Source organism: Curvibacter sp. Hmag1.1 (assembly GCF_059769165.1).
Genome location: NZ_JBMBGX010000002.1, coordinates 2,658,726 through 2,674,140 on the forward strand (window position 1 = coordinate 2,658,726; position 15,415 = coordinate 2,674,140).

Genomic DNA, 15,415 nt, shown 5'->3' on the forward strand with positions numbered 1-15,415 from the left:
GGAGGCTGTGCACAATGCAGACTCTATGCACCAGGAAAGCCCCATGCCCGACAGTTTCACCCCCGATGTGCACGGCCGCATCGCTGCTTTGATGATTTACCCAGTTAAATCACTCGCTGGAATCTCTGTGATGGAAGCCCGTTTACTGGAGACCGGCCTGGAGTGGGACCGACACTGGATGGTGGTGGACGCAGAGGGCCTATTCCTGACGCAGCGCGAATGCCCCCGGATGGCCTTGGTGCAACCCCGGATCACCTCCGGCGCCTTGGAGCTGCACGGACCGGAAGTGGCGCCCCTTGTGGTGCCGCTTCAAGCGCAAGGCCCTTTGCGCCGCGTGCAGGTGTGGGATGACACGTTGGATGCCATGGACATGGGGGAAGACGCAGCTTTGTGGTTGCAGCAAGTATTGGGCGAGCCCGATGTACGGCTGGTGCGCTTTGCTCCGCAGGTGCAACGTCCGTGCAGCACGCGCTGGACAGGTGGTGCACCCAGCCACACCCAGTTTGCCGACGGCTACCCGGTGTTGGTGACTACCGATGCTTCCATGGATCCCCTCAACGCCCGACTGGCCGCTGCCGGATTAGCCCCTGTCGGTATAAACCGCTTCCGCCCCAATCTGGTCCTGGGTGGGCTGGATGCGCATGATGAAGATCACCTCACGGTGCTGGAAGTGGAGATGGACGCAGAGCGTCAAGTCCGTCCCCGCCTGGCCTTGGTGAAGCCCTGTGCTCGCTGCCCGATTCCAAACATTGATCCCGTCACGGCCCAAACCCATCCGGGCGTTGGTGACGCCTTGATGGCCTACCGGCAGGATGCCCGCGTGAACGGCGCGATCACGTTCGGCATGAATGCCATCGTGCAAGCCGGTGCGGGTGCTGTGCTGCGAGTGGGCCAGTCGGTGGCGGCGAGCTATGGTTTTGAGTGAGGCGTGAGCGGTGCTCGGTCAGAGTTGCCGTCATCCTTGGAGGGCAGGGCTGCCGGCATCGTTGGTGCGGGCTCCAGGAAGCGAATGGGGCGTCGGGTGCGCGGAGACATGCCGTGCAAAACGTCCTGCAGCTCTTGCAGAACTGTGCGCTTGTCGGCGACTACCTCGGTCAACAAGGCACAGCTGATGTGAAATTGCAGCGTGACTTCCGGGCGCAGTCCGGGCAGTGGGATCAGGCCGGAGGCCACCAGGCGGACCATGCGCTCCGTGAGTTCCTGGCGTGATGCCACTCCATCGAGCACCAAGCCGAAGCGGGCAGTATCCACACGGCCGGCGGGATCCACGTCACGCAATACGCGGTGAAGTTTGACGGCTGCACGCAGCAGGCATTGTTCGGCAATGGCGTCGCCATAGGACTCACGCAAGTAGCTGTAGTTCACCACCTCCACCATCACGATGGCGGAGGGCTCCCGGTTCTGGCGCGAACGCTTGATCGCCAGCTCCACTTGGGTGTCGAACAGCGGGCGGGTCAATAAGCCTGTCAGCGCGTCCTGGGTCGGAAGCGCGTCTGCACGCTCCTGGACTTCGCGTCGCTCGCGGGCGCGCAAATGCAAGGCTTGTTGCAGGAGCGGAACGGACAATGCCACTGCTGCCACCATCAGGTAGCGGGACTGCCACCATGCCGGTAGCAGCTGCAACATTTGCAGCCCGATGTAAACGGTCACCACGGCGTTGGGTGTGTAGGCGATCGTCAGCCAGCGGCCTACTGCATGGCCGCGGCGCCAGGTCTGGATTGTGGCTACCAACAGCAGAAGGGGGCAAATCGCGAGGTATACCGCATTGAACACGTCGGCCACACTGCGGTCGATGGCCACGCCCAATAGTGCGATGGGAATGCCGAATCCTGCAACCCCGTAGACAGCTTGCGAGAGACGCGGAAAGCCCGCGTCCAACGAAGTGATGTGCCGCACGAAGATAAGTGTTGCACCCAAGCCCAGAATGGGCATGCTGAAGTGGGTGTAGTTGGACCAGGCTGGAGATTGAGGCCACAACCACAAACCCGAAAGTCCTGTCATGCAGCTCACCACGACCGCCATACCAGCGGCATAGAGGGTGTACCAACCATCGTCCGCGCTGCGACTTTGCAAGTAATGGATGGCGCATACGCCCACCAGCATGATGAGCGCTCCAAACAGACCACCCAGCAGCAAATGTTCCAGTTCCCTCTGGCTATTGCGTTTGCTCTCTGTCGCGATCATCAGCGGCATCAGCGTGGGCTTGAAATTGCGGAGCTCCAGATAGACGTCGTAAGCCCCTTCCACCGGCACGTCGAGCTTGAAGTCCGCGTAGAGCGCGGGCCGGCTCCAGCTGTCGACTGGCAAGGTGTCTCCGGCCACTTGACGGGTCCAGGCGCCTTGTCCATCAGGTTGGTACAGCGCCGCGTAATCAAGGTAAGGCAGGGGAATGGCCAATGTCCACTTGGCGGTGGAGTGCGCGTCTCGCGCAAGACTCAAGCGCACCCAGACAGAATTGCCTTCCCGCAGGGGCAGGCTGCGTGCGGTGCTGGCCGGGTTGAAGCGGTTTCGGTCCCGTTTGAGGATCTCGTCAATATTGCTTTTGCCATCCGGGTCCACCAGGAAGGCCAGAGAGTCCTGTAGCCGGAAACTCCCAACGTTGTCGTCCAGTGTGTACGTGGTTTGCGCGCCCACGTGCTGGCTGAACAGTGCCACCCAGCATAGAACGACCATGGCCAGAGCGCGACTGACGAGTGTGTGTGAGCAGGTGAGGAGTGTCATGCGGACAAGGACGAGTGCAAGCTCGCGACCTGGGTGGGCACGGGTTCGAGAAACCGGATCGGACGGCGGGTGCGGGGTGAGATGCCTGCCAAAACTTCGGCCAATTCGTCGAGTGCCTTGGCGGGGGCTATCGGATTTTCCTGGAGCAGTACACAGGCGGCTTGGAATTGCAGCGTTACTTCCGGCTGCAAGCCCTGCAAAGGGATCAGACCGGACGCCACCAGCTTCACCAAACGCCCTGTGACAGCCTGCCGGGAGGCCACGCCTTCCATCAGCATGGCAAAGCGGGCACTGCCTACGCGGGCCGCCGGATCCACATCGCGCAGTACCCGGTGCAGCTTGATCACGGCGCGCAAGAGGCACTGTTCTGCAATCGGGTCCCCCATGCTGCTGCGGATGTGTTCATGGTTGACCACTGTCACCAGTACCAAAGCTACTGGCTCGCGCCCGCTGATCGCCCGCTGGTAGGCATCTTCCAGGTGAGATTGAAATGCGCCTGGGGTCAGCAAGCCGGTCAAAGCATCCTGCGTCGGGAGGTGCTCTGCCCGGGCTGCAATTTCCTTACGGTCATGGGTTGCACGCCCCAATGCATAGACCAGTGCCGGCACGGAAGCAGCTACTGTGAGCGTCAGCAGATATCGCAATGGCCAGAGGGCAGGCAGGTAGCCCCCGGCTTCCAGGGTCATCCACAACACCATGCCGAACTGCGGGGTGTACGTCCACAAGAGCCACGCTCCCAGGGGAGAGCCGGTGCGCCAGTTGAGCCATGTGGCTACAAGGCCCATGGCGGTGCCCACCAGGAGCGTCGCACCGGCAATCAGGTCTGCCGTGGATCGATCAACCACCACATAGCTGAATACCGATGCCAACGAGGCCCATGCCATGATTTGCAACGCTCGATCAAACTGCGGGTGGTGGGTGTTCAGGGCGTAGAGGTGTCGACCGTAAAGCAGCGCCCCTCCGAGGGCAATGACCGGCAGCACGCTGTTGGCGTAATCAGCCCAAGCCGGCGCGTCGGTCCAGATCAAGGCGTTCAGTACGCCATTGAATTGGCTCAGGGCGGTGACGATCAGCACGCTGTACAGCGCGGCGCCCAGGTCAGAAATGTTGCGGAACTCTGCATACCGCATCAATGAAAGCACAGTCAGGGTGAGCACCAGGCCGAACACCAGACCGAGCACAATGCTCTCCATCAGGCGTTGCGCTTCGCGCACGCTAGCGGGACTGATACGCAGTGGCAGGGGGAGCGGTTTGAAGTTGCGCACTTGCAGCAGCAGGTCCTGTGGCTGACCGGCCGGAAGGTTTAGCTCGAATTCCGGATACAAGCCGCGGATGGCCCAATGGGTTTGGGAATGCGTATCCCCGGCGGTTTGCGGATACCAGGCCCCGTTACGCAGTTCGTACAGAGTGACGTAGTCCAAATAAGGCTGCGGAATGTTGAGGACCCAGCGAGACGTATTCCCTGCTGCCCGCACCACGCGCATCTTGAGCCACAAGGTGTTGCTCTCGTTCAGGCTAGCGACCTGCGTTGCGGGAATGGTTTGAAAAGGGGCCGTCAGTGCATTCTTGACGTCTGCCGTACGGCCGTTCTCCAGCCATTGCAATGTGCGGCCTTGGACTGTCAGGCTACTGGTGCCGTCACCGAGTACCAGTGTGTCTGGGGGGGCGGTTTCCGCGGCACTGGCGCTCCAGCCACCCACCCCTATCCAGAGTGCCAGCGCCACCAACAGGCGAGGAAACAGGTATGGCATACACTTGGCACCCAGTTTTTAGAGGTTTGTTATGAGTTTGAAGTGTGGCATTGTAGGCCTGCCCAACGTGGGCAAAAGTACCCTTTTTAACGCCTTGACCAAGGCGGGCATTGCTGCAGAAAACTACCCGTTTTGCACGATCGAGCCCAACGTGGGCGTGGTGGAAGTGCCTGATCCCCGCCTGCAACAATTGGCGGACATCATCACCCCCGAGCGCATTGTTCCTGCCATCGTGGAGTTTGTGGACATTGCCGGTTTGGTGGCAGGCGCCAGCACCGGCGAAGGCTTGGGCAACAAGTTCCTGGCGCACATCCGTGAAACAGACGCCACCATCAATGTGGTCCGTTGCTTCGAAGACGACAACGTCATTCACGTTGCGGGCAAGGTGGACCCGATCGCCGACATCGAAGTTATCCAGACTGAGCTGTGCCTGGCGGATTTGGGTGCTGTCGAAAAAGCCTTGCACCGTGTGACCAAGTTGGCGCGCTCCGGCGACAAAGAGTCCGTCAAGCTGGTGTCCATCCTGGAGCGTTGCCAGACTGCCTTGAACGAAGCCAAGCCGGTGCGCACGATTGATTTCAGCAAAGAAGAGCTACCTTTGTTGAAGCAGTTCTTCCTGATCACTGCCAAGCCCGCCATGTTTGTGGCGAACGTGTCGGAAGACGGCTTTGAAAATAACCCGCTGCTGGACCGTCTGACGGCTTTTGCCAAGGCACAAGGTGCGCCCGTAGTGGCCATTTGCGCCAAGATGGAAGCTGAACTCTCCGAGATGGATGATGCGGACCGCCTGGAGTTCTTGAAAGAGCTCGGCCAGAGCGAACCGGGTTTGAACCGCCTGATCCGTTCCGCTTACAGCTTGTTGGGTCTGCAAACTTACTTCACCGCGGGCGTGAAAGAAGTGCGCGCTTGGACCATCCATGTGGGCGACACCGGCCCTCAGGCTGCGGGCGTGATCCACACTGACTTCGAGAAGGGCTACATCCGTGCCCAGACTATTGCGTTTGACGACTTCATTGCTTTCAAGGGCGAGCAGGGAGCCAAGGATGCCGGCAAGATGCGCGCCGAAGGCAAGGAATACGTCGTCAAGGATGGCGACGTGATGAACTTCCTGTTCAGTTCCTGATGCATCTTTTCACGGACATCATGTGACCCTGTCGTATGACTGGTTGGCCCTGGGAGCAGCGGCCTGCTGGGCCCTCACCGGGCTGATTTCCGCTCCGCAAGCGCGCCATTTGGGCGCGTTTGCTTTTACGCGCTGGCGCATGGGGCTGGTCTTCGTCATGTTGGCTCCAGTCGTTCTCTTTAATGGCGCGTGGCACAGCATTTCAGTGGCCCAAGCCTTGGTCTTGATCGCCAGTGGTCTCATAGGCATTTTTGTGGGTGACACCGCCCTGTTTGCCTCCATGAACCGTTTGGGCCCCCGGCGCACGGGCGTTTTGTTTGCCACTCATGCGCTCTTTAGCGCGCTGCTGGGCTTTTGGGTGCTGGATGAACGCATGGGCACTCAAGCAATATTGGGCGGGGCATTGGTAGTGGGCGGCGTGATGACAGCCATTGCGCTGGGGTCGCGCAAGGACGAGTCGCATGCGTTGGAGCAGATCCGTGGCCACGTGCCTTCGGGTGTGGCATTGGGGCTGGTCGCAGCGCTGTGCCAGGCCACCGGGTCCCTGATTGCCAAACCGGTGATGGCGTCCGGGGTCGACCCGGTGGCTGCCACTGTGCTTCGCGTAGGCGCCACCTGTGCGGCCCATCTTGCGCTGTTATGGGGCGGGGCCCAGGTGGCTCGCACTCAGAACCCCTTGTCTTGGCCCGTGGTGGGAAAAGTGGCGCTGAGCGGGATGATCGGTATGGGGCTGGGCATGAGCCTGATCCTGCTGGCCCTCCAACATGGCAATGTCGGCATGGTCGGGATTTTGTCTTCCGTGTCGCCAGTGCTGGTGCTACCGTTGCTGTGGTGGCACCTCGGACGGTCCCCTGCTAAGGGTGCCTGGTGGGGGGCAGGGCTAACTGTGGTGGGCACGATTCTGGTTCTGGTCCGTTAAAGGAAACATCGCGTGACTTCCGTCAACCACACCTTCGCCGATATCGCCCAATTGGGCAGTTTCGATGCCGTGATCGATGCACGCTCTCCGGGCGAGTTTGCGTTGGACCATATTCCCGGTGCGATCAACTGCCCCGTGTTGGATGACGATGAACGCATCCGGGTGGGTACGCTGTACAAACAAGTGTCTCCGTTTGAAGCCCGAAAGGTAGGCGCGGTATTGGTGGCGCGCAATGTGGCGCGCCACATTGAGACGCTGTTTGGAGCACATCCCAAGTCCTGGCGTCCCTTGGTGTACTGCTGGCGTGGAGGGCAGCGCAGTGGTTCGTTCACCCATATCCTCAATGAAGTGGGTTGGACGGCACGGCGTCTGAGCGGCGGTTACAAATCCTGGCGCCATCATGTGCTGAGTGAGCTGGAGCTTGTGCCGGCCCGATTCGATTTCCGCGTGCTGGCAGGGCCGACTGGTTCCGGCAAAACCAAGGTTCTTGAATCGCTGCAAGCATTGGGCGAGCAGGTTTTGAACCTGGAAGCCATTGCCGCCCACAAAGGTTCGGTGCTCGGTGGTCTCCCGGACCAAGTGCAACCATCGCAAAAGATGTTCGAGACCAGGGTGTTACACACCTTGTCCGCTTTTGATCCGGCACGCCCGGTGTATGTGGAGGCAGAAAGCAAACGCATTGGTTTGTTGCGCCTGCCAGATGCGGTTTACGAGCGCATACAGCAGGGCCAATGGATGGGCCTGCATGTGCCGGTCCGTGCGCGCGTGCGGTTCTTACTGCAGGACTACGCCTATTTCGTGCACAGCCCGGTATTGGTGGCGCAGTTGGAGCGCTTGGGAGCGACCTGCGGCAAGGCCCAAGTGGAAGCGTGGAAGGGCCTGATTGCGAACGGGCAATACGAAGAACTGGTGGAGGACCTTCTCGTCAAGCACTACGACCGCTACTACGACCGATCCATGAAGCAACTGCAATCTGCTGAGGCCCAAGGGAATGCTTTGGGCACGGACGATGTGAGTGACGCCGGGTTCATGGAATTGGCTCGCCGTATCGCAGAGCGGAAGTAAATCACCAGAGTGATATCAACCCGATGGCACCGGCTGTCATTGTGATGTAGCGCAGGCATTTGCCCAGCGCCATGTAGGCCACGCATTGCCAGAAAGGCAATTTGAGCCAGCCGGCCACCGCGCACAGCGGGTCGCCTACGATGGGCAGCCAAGCCAGCAGGCAGGCCTTGGGCCCCATGCGGCGGAGCCAGTGCAGGGCGCGCACATGGCTGGAGGAGCCGCCAAATTTGTCAGCGACGTCGCAGGCTGCCTTGCCCATCCACCAGGTGATCGCACCGCCCAGGGTGTTACCCACGGTCGCGACGGCAATGACAGGCCAGAACATGTCGGGCTGCAGGTGCACCAGGCCCAGCACTACCGGTTCCGAGCCCATGGGCAACAAGGTGGCTGATATGAGCGAGACGGCGAATACGGTACTCAGGCTGTACTCGGGTAAAGCAAGCAGGTGCAAAAAGTGGGTGAGCCAGGCGTCCATGGTGAGCCCAGTATAGGGAGCCGAGCATAGTCTCTCTGCATCCGGGCGGCATTTCAATTGCTGAAATTTTGAGCAGTTAGAATACACATCAGGCCCGCAGCAGTGCGGGCCTTCACGCTTTTTACCGCCTCCCGCTCCCACACTACCCATGCAAATCGGCCAGTTCGCTTTGGCGAATCACCTCTTTGTCGCCCCTATGGCTGGGGTGACTGACAGGCCTTTCCGCCAATTGTGCAAAAAGCTGGGTGCCGGTTATGCGGTGAGCGAAATGGTGACGTCCCGCAAGGATTTGTGGAACAGCCTCAAGACCTCGCGCCGCGCGAACCACGATGGTGAGCCCGGACCGATTGCGGTGCAGATTGCCGGTACCGAGGCGGCCATGATGGCGGAGGCGGCGGTTTACAACATCGACCGTGGCGCGCAGATCATCGACATCAACATGGGCTGCCCCGCCAAAAAAGTGTGCAACAAATGGGCAGGTTCTGCATTGATGCAGGACGAGCAACTCGCCATCGAGATCGTGGACGCCGTAGTCAAAGCCTGTGCGCCGCGCAATGTACCGGTGACTTTGAAGATGCGCACCGGCTGGTGCCAGGCCGAGAAGAATGCTGTGGTGCTGGCCCGCGCTGCCGAGGCCGCTGGCGTGCAGATGGTGACGGTGCATGGCCGTACCCGCGAGCAGGGCTACAAAGGCGCGGCCGAGTACGACACGATTGCCGCCGTCAAAGCGGCCTTACGCATTCCGGTGGTGGCCAATGGCGACATCACCACCCCCGAGAAGGCGCGTGACGTGCTGGCCGCCACGGGCGCAGACGCCATCATGATCGGCCGTGCGGCCCAAGGCTACCCGTGGATATTCCGGGAGGTAGCGCACTTTCTGGCCACTGGCACACACCTTGCACCACCGCTGGTGAGTGAGGTGAAAAAGCTGTTGGTCGAGCACCTCTACGACCATTACAGCCTGTACGACGAATTCATCGGCGTGCGCTCGGCCCGCAAGCACATCGGCTGGTACCTGGAAGACCTGCCGGGTGGCGAAGACTTCCGTCAGCGCATGAATCTTTTTGAAGACAGCGCCTCCCAAGTGGCCGCGGTGGAAACGTATTTGGATGAGTTGAATGAAAAAATGGATCGCATTCCCGCCCGGGAAGCAGCGACTGGTCAGGCAAGGGGACATGACATGATGGAATTGGCAGCATGAGCAAGAAGCACTTGGATGAGTGCGTGCGCACCAGTCTGGAATCGTATTTCGCGGATCTGGATGGCACGGAGCCCGGTGGCATGTACGACATGCTGGTTCGGGCGGTAGAGAAACCCTTGCTCGAAGTGGTGATGGCGCAGGCGGACAACAACCAGTCCAAAGCCGCCCAATGGTTGGGCTTGAACCGCAACACGCTGCGCAAAAAATTGGTAGAGCACAAGTTGCTCTCGTGAGTGTCCCCGCCGGCTCCCGCCATGGTGCGGGTGTCCGGTGAAACGTTTTCTGGTTTTACTTTACCCCGCACTATGAACGCACAAAAAACTGCACTGTTGTCGGTCTCCGACAAGACCGGCATCGTTGAACTCGCCCAGGCGTTGCACGCCCAGGGCGTCAAGCTCCTGTCCACCGGTGGCACGGCCAAGCTGCTGGCCGACAAAGGCTTGCCGGTAACCGAAGTGGCGGAGATGACCGGCTTCCCTGAAATGTTGGACGGCCGCGTGAAGACACTGCACCCCCGCGTGCACGGTGGCTTGCTGGCGCGCCGCGACTTCCCCACCCACATGGCGGCGCTGGCCGAGCACAACATCAACACCATCGACTTTTTGGTGGTGAACCTGTATCCGTTTGAAGCCACGGTGGCCAAAACCGGTTGCACGCTGGAAGATGCGATAGAGAACATCGACATCGGCGGCCCCGCCATGGTACGCAGCGCGGCCAAGAACTGGAAAGACGTGGCGGTGCTGACCGACGCGGCCCAATACGACACGGTGATTGCTGAACTCAAAGCCAATGGAGTGGTGAGCGACAAGACCAAGCTAGGCCTGTCCATCGCGGCGTTCAACCGCATCAGCCAGTACGACGGCGCTATCAGTGACTACCTGTCGGCCATCCAAATTGGTGAGGCTGTGCCAGCAGGCGACAAGGCTCCGGTGTTGGACCTGTTCCCCGGCCAGAGCAACGGCCGTTTCGTCAAAGTGCAAGACCTGCGCTACGGCGAAAACAGCCACCAGCAAGCCGCGCTGTACCGCGACCTGCTGCCCGCCCCCGGCTCGCTGGTGACTGCCAAGCAGTTGCAGGGCAAGGAGCTCAGCTACAACAACATTGCTGACGCGGACGCCGCCTGGGAATGTGTGAAGAGCTTTGATACGCCAGCCTGCGTGATCGTCAAGCACGCCAATCCCTGCGGCGTGGCCATCGGCGCTAATGCCTTGGAGGCCTACAGCAAGGCCTTCCAGACCGACCCCACCAGCGCCTTCGGCGGCATCATTGCGCTGAACACGGAGCTGGACGAAGCCGGTGCCCAACAAATCGCCAAGCAGTTCGTGGAAGTGTTGATGGCTCCGAGCTTCACAGCAGCAGCGCTGGACGTCTTCAAGAGCAAGGTCAATGTGCGCATTCTGCAAATCGACCTGCCCAAGGGTGGAACAACGCCATGGGACCAAGGCCGCAACTTGATGGACATGAAACGCATCGGCTCCGGCATCTTGCTGCAAACGGCCGACAACCACGAGTTGGCCTTAAGCGACCTGAAGGTCGTGACGACCAAGCAACCGACAGCAGAAGAGTTGAACGACCTGCTGTTTGCATGGAAGGTAGCCAAGTACGTCAAGTCCAACGCCATCGTCTTCTGTAAGGGCGGCATGACCATGGGCGTGGGTGCCGGCCAGATGAGCCGCTTGGACTCTGCCCGAATTGCCTCGATCAAAGCCGGCCATGCCAATCTGTCCTTGGCTGGCACGGTTGTGGCGAGCGATGCTTTCTTCCCCTTCCGCGATGGCTTGGATGTAGTGGTGGACCACGGCGCGACCTGCGTCATTCAGCCCGGTGGCTCCATGCGCGACCAGGAAGTGATCGATGCGGCCAACGAGCGCGGCGTGTCCATGGTGTTCAGCGGCGTGCGCCACTTCCGCCACTAATCCCTCGACTCTGGATGCGTGTCCAAAAGCCGCCTGAGGGCGGCTTTTTTGTGTCAAATCATGCGCTGGCGCTCATGAAATTTGCGCGAGCAGCTATGAATTCAGTAGTGAATCCTGCTTCTTTGCAATCTTGGTGTATGGGCTTGTTCTGCAGTTGTTCCGGACACAGGAGGGTTTGCGCGAAAATGGGTCCCATGCAAAACCACATCACCTCCAGCCTGCAAGAGGCGCACACCGCATTGACAAAGCTGCTGGCCAACCCGGCCGCATTGGCGACCATCGAGCAGGCTGCCCAACTGCTGATCTCCACTTTTGAGAGCCACGGACGGGTGTACTCTTGCGGTAATGGCGGCTCCATGTGCGATGCCATGCACTTTGCCGAGGAACTGACCGGCCGCTACCGCAAAGATCGCAAAGCGCTGGGCGCGACAGCCATTAGCGACGCAGGCCACCTGACCTGTGTGGGCAATGACCATGGCTACGAGCAAGTATTCGCCCGCTACGTCGAAGGCCACGGCCGCCCCGGCGATTGCCTGGTGGCGCTCAGTACCAGTGGCACCAGCAAGAATGTGATCAAGGCCGCCGAGGCGGCCAAAGCACTGGGCATGAAAGTCATCATCCTCAGCGGCAAGCGCAGCGAGAAGCTGGAGCCCCTAAGCGATGTGTACATCTGCACCCCCGGTGGAACTTATGCAGACCGGGTACAGGAGCTGCACATCAAGGTGCTGCACATCCTGATTGAGCTGATCGAGCGCCACTTCTTTCCAGAGAACTACGTCGGCGAATAAATTATGCGGCGTAGAGTGGTGGCCGTCGTTTGCGTGCTGCTTCTTCTAGCGGGGTTCGCCGAATGGCAGGTGCAAGTTGTCCGTGCAGATTATCAAGAAGGGCGTCTAAGTAGCACCGGTTCCATTCGCGTCATTGCGCCTTACTCGTCTGCAAGGCAGCAGCTGTTCGCCGACCCCGGGCTAGTCATCGCAACCGCTTTTCAATTGTCTCGGCAGCCCGGTCAACAGGACTTTGTATCGTCCATGCGCCAAGCGAGCCATGGGTTCGAATTATTGAAGAGTGTATTTGCCGATCCTGGTACGCAAAGTGATTGGAGAAACGAGGCGGCATTTCAGGCATTAACTCTCCTAGTGCGTATGCCTTGGAATGACGAGTTGGTGAGACAAGCTTCAGGCCTGTCGATGCATTTGCGTGAAGCACTTGCCCGCGACGCTACCGCAACCCCTGACGAGCGCCGGATGGTTGAGGAATTGCAGGAACTGGTCGCCATGCGGCAAGAAGGTTTGTCTGCGATGCGAAAAAGCGTGATAGCTAGGGCGCTCGATGAGCGAGATGGCTGGCAGAAGGGGTTGCAAGAACTTCGCTTGGGATTGGCGAGCTGTTTGAAGTCTCCAGATCCCGAGCTGGATGCTGCCTGGAGTGCCCTTGAGCGTGGGTTCGGTCGAAACTGGCTGCACAGGGAATGGATTTCAGGATGGGATGCCGGACTGCTGCAAACTGTTCAAGCAGCCCAAACTTCCGCAGATTGCAAGCGCCTGGCCACCCGAGTTGCCACTATGGCGCAGGTGGCTACCATCTCGCCGAGCCGGTAACCTCGATAACACCTTAAAACAAGGGCTGGAAGCCAAATCGGTTTCCAGCTCTTGTTTCCTTTGCGCAAATAGCTTCTATTTTGATAGCAATTTGAACACGTCACCCGCCGCGGTGACCGTCTCTGCAATGTCGGCATCGGTGTGTGCTGCGCTCATGAAGCCTGCTTCGTAGAGCGCCGGGGCGATGTAAACACCGCGGTCCAGCAGGCCGTGGAACAGAGTGTTGAAACGCGCGTTGTCGGTGGTCATGACCTTGGCGTAGTTTTGCGGCAGTTCTTTGAATAAGAAAAAGCCGAACATGCCGCCCTCAGAGTCGCCGCAGAAGTCGATTCCCGCTTTGTCGGCTTCTGCTTGCAGGCCGCTGATCAGGGACTGTGTTTTGCGGCCCAAGTCTTCGTAGAAGCCGGGTTTGCTGATTTCTGCCAAGGTCGCCAAGCCGCAAGCGGTAGCCACCGGGTTGCCAGACAAAGTGCCGGCTTGGTACACAGGGCCCAAGGGCGCCAGCTGCTCCATGACCGCGCGCTTGCCGCCAAAGGCTGCCAAGGGCATGCCGCCGCCGATCACCTTGCCCATCACTGTCATGTCCGGCTCAAATCCGGGAATGCTGCGTGCATAGACCTGCTGGGCGCTGCCGGGTGCGACGCGGAAGCCGGTCATCACTTCGTCAAACACAAACAGCGCGCCGTATTCGGTGCACAGCTCGCTGCAGCGTTTGATGAAGGGCACGCTGGCGCGCACGAAATTCATGTTGCCGGCAATCGGCTCGATCATCACGCAGGCCAACTCTTTGCCGTGCAGGGCAAAAGCTTCTTCGAGTTGCTGGATGTTGTTGTACTCCAGCACCAGGGTGTGCTGCACCACTTCGGGCGGCACACCGGCGCTGGTGGGGTTGCCGAAGGTGGCCAAGCCGGAGCCGGCTTTGACCAGCAATGCGTCGGCATGGCCGTGGTAGCAGCCTTCAAACTTCAAAATCTTGCTCCGGCCAGTCGCGCCGCGGGCGAGGCGGATGGCGCTCATGCCGGCCTCGGTGCCGCTACTGACCAGCCGCACCATGTCCATGCTGGGTACCAGTGCCAAGATGGCTTCGGCTAGTTCCACCTCGCGTTCTGTCGGGGCGCCGAAGGAGAAGCCGTCGAGCGCTGCTTTTTGCACGGCCTCCAACACTGCAGGGTGACCGTGGCCCAGGATCATGGGACCCCAGGATCCGATGTAGTCGATATAGCGCTTGCCGTCGGCGTCCCAAAAGTAGGCGCCTTGCGCACGTTGCACAAAACGCGGGGTGCCGCCCACGGCTTTGAATGCGCGCACAGGGGAGTTCACGCCGCCGGGAATCACGCGTTTGGCGCGCTCGAAAAGGTCTAAGTTACGGTCTGTCACAAAATTTCTGCCAGTTAGTGTCGGGTGGAATTGGGGGGGACTTCGAAGTCGGTTTCTACAGAGGACAACGCACCGTCTTCTTCGTCGTCGCTTTCGGGTTGTGCCCAGAACAGGCGGTCAGGCAGTACATGTCCCATGCCCGGGCGAAAGCCGTTTTCCAGGCAGCGATCGAGGTAGCTCAGCGCTTCGGTTACGGCTTCGTTGAGTTCTGTGCCGCTGGCGATCAGCGCAGCCAATGCCGCAGATAGCGTGTCGCCTGCTCCTGTGAATATGGCTTCAAAGCGCTCGAACTTTTCACTGCACAGCACGGCGGTCGGTGAAGCGAGAACGTTATCTATGAATTGGTCGGGCAAGGGTATGCCGGTGACCAAGGTGTAGGGCACGCCGAATGCGTTGGCTGCTTTCGCAATATCGCGGGCAGAGGGGCTTTTTTCGGACTCCCAGTCGGGCAGTAGCCAGCGGGATAGCGTGCTGTGGTTTCCTACCAACAATGTCGTCTGAGGCAAAAGTAACTCTGTGCAAGCGTCTTGATACAAATCGATCTTGTCTTCTTCCCACCAGGATAGGTCCGGCATGTAGGCCACGAGGGGGACATCGGAATAGTCAGATGCCATTTCAGCGATGGCAGAGAGGTTCTCCGGAGTTCCTACAAAACCGACCTTGAAAACCTGTGCGGGCACGTCTTCCAGGATGACGCGCGCTTGTTCGGTCACGGCCTCGTCGTCGAAGGGAAAGTGATCCACGATCTCAGTGGTGTCGCGCACGTAGGCGCCGGTGACAACCGGCAAGGCATGTGCGCCAACAGATGCAATGGCCGTCAGGTCGGCCGCGGTGCCGCCGCCGCCGCTGGGGTCGTTGGCGTTGAATGCCATGACGCAGGCCGAGGGCCCATCATCACCGATGGCATCTTCGATTTCCGGGGAGGGTGTTGCCGACATCTAGAGGCCTTTATTAGGGTAAGTCATCGTGCAGAATGGCGTTCTTTAGTCGGGCGGCGGTCTTTTGGACAAAACCTGCTCTATACAATCGTTGCATTCTATTTGAAGGCCCTATAAGCTGTGACTGATACTAAAACTTGGATGTGCTTGATTTGCGGTTGGATTTATGACGAGGTCGCGGGCGCGCCTGACCACGGCATCGCACCCGGCACATTGTGGGCAGATGTCCCTATGAACTGGACATGCCCCGAATGTGGTGCCCGCAAAGAAGACTTCGAAATGGTGCAAATCTGATGTCGCACTCCGGGTGCGGAATTTGCATGTCCTG

15 protein-coding genes are annotated in these 15,415 nt (G+C 59.8%); 10 read left to right on the top strand and 5 right to left on the bottom strand.

Annotated features, from left to right (window positions below; translation table 11 throughout):
- Nucleotides 1-43: 43 nt before the first annotated feature.
- On the top strand, nt 44-925 hold the full coding sequence (locus tag ACOAP0_RS13220; RefSeq protein WP_498376777.1) for an MOSC domain-containing protein: 882 nt from the start codon (nt 44-46) through the stop codon (nt 923-925).
- Here the strand turns inward: ACOAP0_RS13220 and ACOAP0_RS13225 are convergent.
- Both ACOAP0_RS13225 and ACOAP0_RS13230 read right to left on the bottom strand, forming a co-directional pair.
- The gene (locus ACOAP0_RS13225) at nt 910-2,721 is read right to left on the bottom strand and encodes a sensor domain-containing diguanylate cyclase (protein ID WP_498376779.1); all 1,812 of its coding nucleotides are present in this window, start codon (nt 2,719-2,721) and stop codon (nt 910-912) included. The two genes, ACOAP0_RS13220 and ACOAP0_RS13225, sit on opposite strands and share 16 nt — an antisense overlap.
- Nucleotides 2,718-4,472, bottom strand: coding sequence for a sensor domain-containing diguanylate cyclase (locus ACOAP0_RS13230; RefSeq protein ID WP_498391436.1), 1,755 nt, complete (start codon nt 4,470-4,472; stop codon nt 2,718-2,720). Before ACOAP0_RS13230 ends, ACOAP0_RS13225 begins: the two co-directional genes overlap by 4 nt.
- Before the next feature lie 31 nt (nt 4,473-4,503).
- On the opposite strand from ACOAP0_RS13230, the gene ychF reads away from it, so the two are divergent.
- Genes ychF through mnmH form a run of 3 tightly spaced genes read left to right on the top strand, consistent with a single transcriptional unit; the run spans nt 4,504 to nt 7,579 of the window.
- The gene (ychF, locus tag ACOAP0_RS13235; RefSeq protein WP_087496344.1) at nt 4,504-5,595 is read left to right on the top strand and encodes a redox-regulated ATPase YchF; all 1,092 of its coding nucleotides are present in this window, start codon (nt 4,504-4,506) and stop codon (nt 5,593-5,595) included.
- 22 nt (nt 5,596-5,617) lie between these two features.
- Entirely contained in the window at nt 5,618-6,514 is an 897-nt protein-coding gene (locus ACOAP0_RS13240) for a DMT family transporter (protein ID WP_498376781.1), read from the top strand.
- A gap of 12 nt (nt 6,515-6,526) precedes the next feature.
- Entirely contained in the window at nt 6,527-7,579 is a 1,053-nt protein-coding gene (gene mnmH / locus ACOAP0_RS13245; protein ID WP_498376782.1) for a tRNA 2-selenouridine(34) synthase MnmH, read from the top strand.
- A gap of 1 nt (nt 7,580) precedes the next feature.
- Here mnmH and ACOAP0_RS13250 read toward each other — a convergent pair whose 3' ends face one another.
- Nucleotides 7,581-8,054 (bottom strand): YqaA family protein, encoded by a 474-nt coding sequence (locus ACOAP0_RS13250; protein WP_498376783.1) that lies wholly within the window; start codon nt 8,052-8,054, stop codon nt 7,581-7,583.
- A gap of 148 nt (nt 8,055-8,202) precedes the next feature.
- Between ACOAP0_RS13250 and dusB the strand changes: the two genes are divergently transcribed.
- The 5 genes from dusB to ACOAP0_RS13275 all read left to right on the top strand — a co-directional run bounded on the left by dusB (nt 8,203) and on the right by ACOAP0_RS13275 (nt 12,772).
- A complete protein-coding gene (dusB, locus tag ACOAP0_RS13255) occupies nt 8,203-9,255 on the top strand; it encodes a tRNA dihydrouridine synthase DusB (RefSeq protein ID WP_498376784.1) in 1,053 nt (350 codons plus the stop codon).
- Entirely contained in the window at nt 9,252-9,488 is a 237-nt protein-coding gene (locus tag ACOAP0_RS13260; protein ID WP_087496349.1) for a Fis family transcriptional regulator, read from the top strand. Before dusB ends, ACOAP0_RS13260 begins: the two co-directional genes overlap by 4 nt.
- A 72-nt stretch (nt 9,489-9,560) precedes the next feature.
- Nucleotides 9,561-11,171 carry a bifunctional phosphoribosylaminoimidazolecarboxamide formyltransferase/IMP cyclohydrolase gene (gene purH, locus ACOAP0_RS13265; RefSeq protein ID WP_498376785.1) on the top strand — a complete coding sequence of 537 codons (1,611 nt, stop codon included), beginning with the start codon at nt 9,561-9,563 and terminating at the stop codon, nt 11,169-11,171.
- 194 nt (nt 11,172-11,365) lie between these two features.
- On the top strand, nt 11,366-11,959 hold the full coding sequence (locus ACOAP0_RS13270; protein ID WP_313878931.1) for an SIS domain-containing protein: 594 nt from the start codon (nt 11,366-11,368) through the stop codon (nt 11,957-11,959).
- Between the two features lie 18 nt (nt 11,960-11,977).
- The gene (locus ACOAP0_RS13275; protein WP_498376786.1) at nt 11,978-12,772 is read left to right on the top strand and encodes a hypothetical protein; all 795 of its coding nucleotides are present in this window, start codon (nt 11,978-11,980) and stop codon (nt 12,770-12,772) included.
- Nucleotides 12,773-12,847: 75 nt separating this feature from the next.
- Here ACOAP0_RS13275 and hemL read toward each other — a convergent pair whose 3' ends face one another.
- Together hemL and thiD are read right to left on the bottom strand one after the other, a co-directional pair.
- Complete coding sequence (gene hemL, locus ACOAP0_RS13280) at nt 12,848-14,149, bottom strand: glutamate-1-semialdehyde 2,1-aminomutase (RefSeq protein ID WP_498376787.1); 1,302 nt, start codon at nt 14,147-14,149, stop codon at nt 12,848-12,850.
- A 14-nt stretch (nt 14,150-14,163) separates the two neighbouring features.
- Nucleotides 14,164-15,087 (bottom strand): bifunctional hydroxymethylpyrimidine kinase/phosphomethylpyrimidine kinase, encoded by a 924-nt coding sequence (gene thiD / locus ACOAP0_RS13285; protein WP_498376788.1) that lies wholly within the window; start codon nt 15,085-15,087, stop codon nt 14,164-14,166.
- 141 nt (nt 15,088-15,228) lie between these two features.
- Here thiD and ACOAP0_RS13290 point away from each other — a divergent pair, with 141 nt between their 5' ends.
- The gene (locus tag ACOAP0_RS13290; RefSeq protein ID WP_250644829.1) at nt 15,229-15,381 is read left to right on the top strand and encodes a rubredoxin; all 153 of its coding nucleotides are present in this window, start codon (nt 15,229-15,231) and stop codon (nt 15,379-15,381) included.
- Nucleotides 15,382-15,415: the final 34 nt, after the last annotated feature.

Bases quoted from the DNA above. Each gene is read 5' to 3' on its own strand.
- ACOAP0_RS13220 (WP_498376777.1), top strand. From the start codon at position 44: ATGCCCGACAGTTTCACCCCCGATGTGCACGGCCGCATCGCTGCTTTG.
- ACOAP0_RS13225 (WP_498376779.1), bottom strand. From the start codon at position 2,721: ATGACACTCCTCACCTGCTCACACACACTCGTCAGTCGCGCTCTGGCC.
- ACOAP0_RS13230 (WP_498391436.1), bottom strand. From the start codon at position 4,472: ATGCCATACCTGTTTCCTCGCCTGTTGGTGGCGCTGGCACTCTGGATA.
- ychF (WP_087496344.1), top strand. From the start codon at position 4,504: ATGAGTTTGAAGTGTGGCATTGTAGGCCTGCCCAACGTGGGCAAAAGT.
- ACOAP0_RS13250 (WP_498376783.1), bottom strand. From the start codon at position 8,054: ATGGACGCCTGGCTCACCCACTTTTTGCACCTGCTTGCTTTACCCGAG.
- dusB (WP_498376784.1), top strand. From the start codon at position 8,203: ATGCAAATCGGCCAGTTCGCTTTGGCGAATCACCTCTTTGTCGCCCCT.
- ACOAP0_RS13260 (WP_087496349.1), top strand. From the start codon at position 9,252: ATGAGCAAGAAGCACTTGGATGAGTGCGTGCGCACCAGTCTGGAATCG.
- purH (WP_498376785.1), top strand. From the start codon at position 9,561: ATGAACGCACAAAAAACTGCACTGTTGTCGGTCTCCGACAAGACCGGC.
- ACOAP0_RS13270 (WP_313878931.1), top strand. From the start codon at position 11,366: ATGCAAAACCACATCACCTCCAGCCTGCAAGAGGCGCACACCGCATTG.
- thiD (WP_498376788.1), bottom strand. From the start codon at position 15,087: ATGTCGGCAACACCCTCCCCGGAAATCGAAGATGCCATCGGTGATGAT.
- ACOAP0_RS13290 (WP_250644829.1), top strand. From the start codon at position 15,229: ATGTGCTTGATTTGCGGTTGGATTTATGACGAGGTCGCGGGCGCGCCT.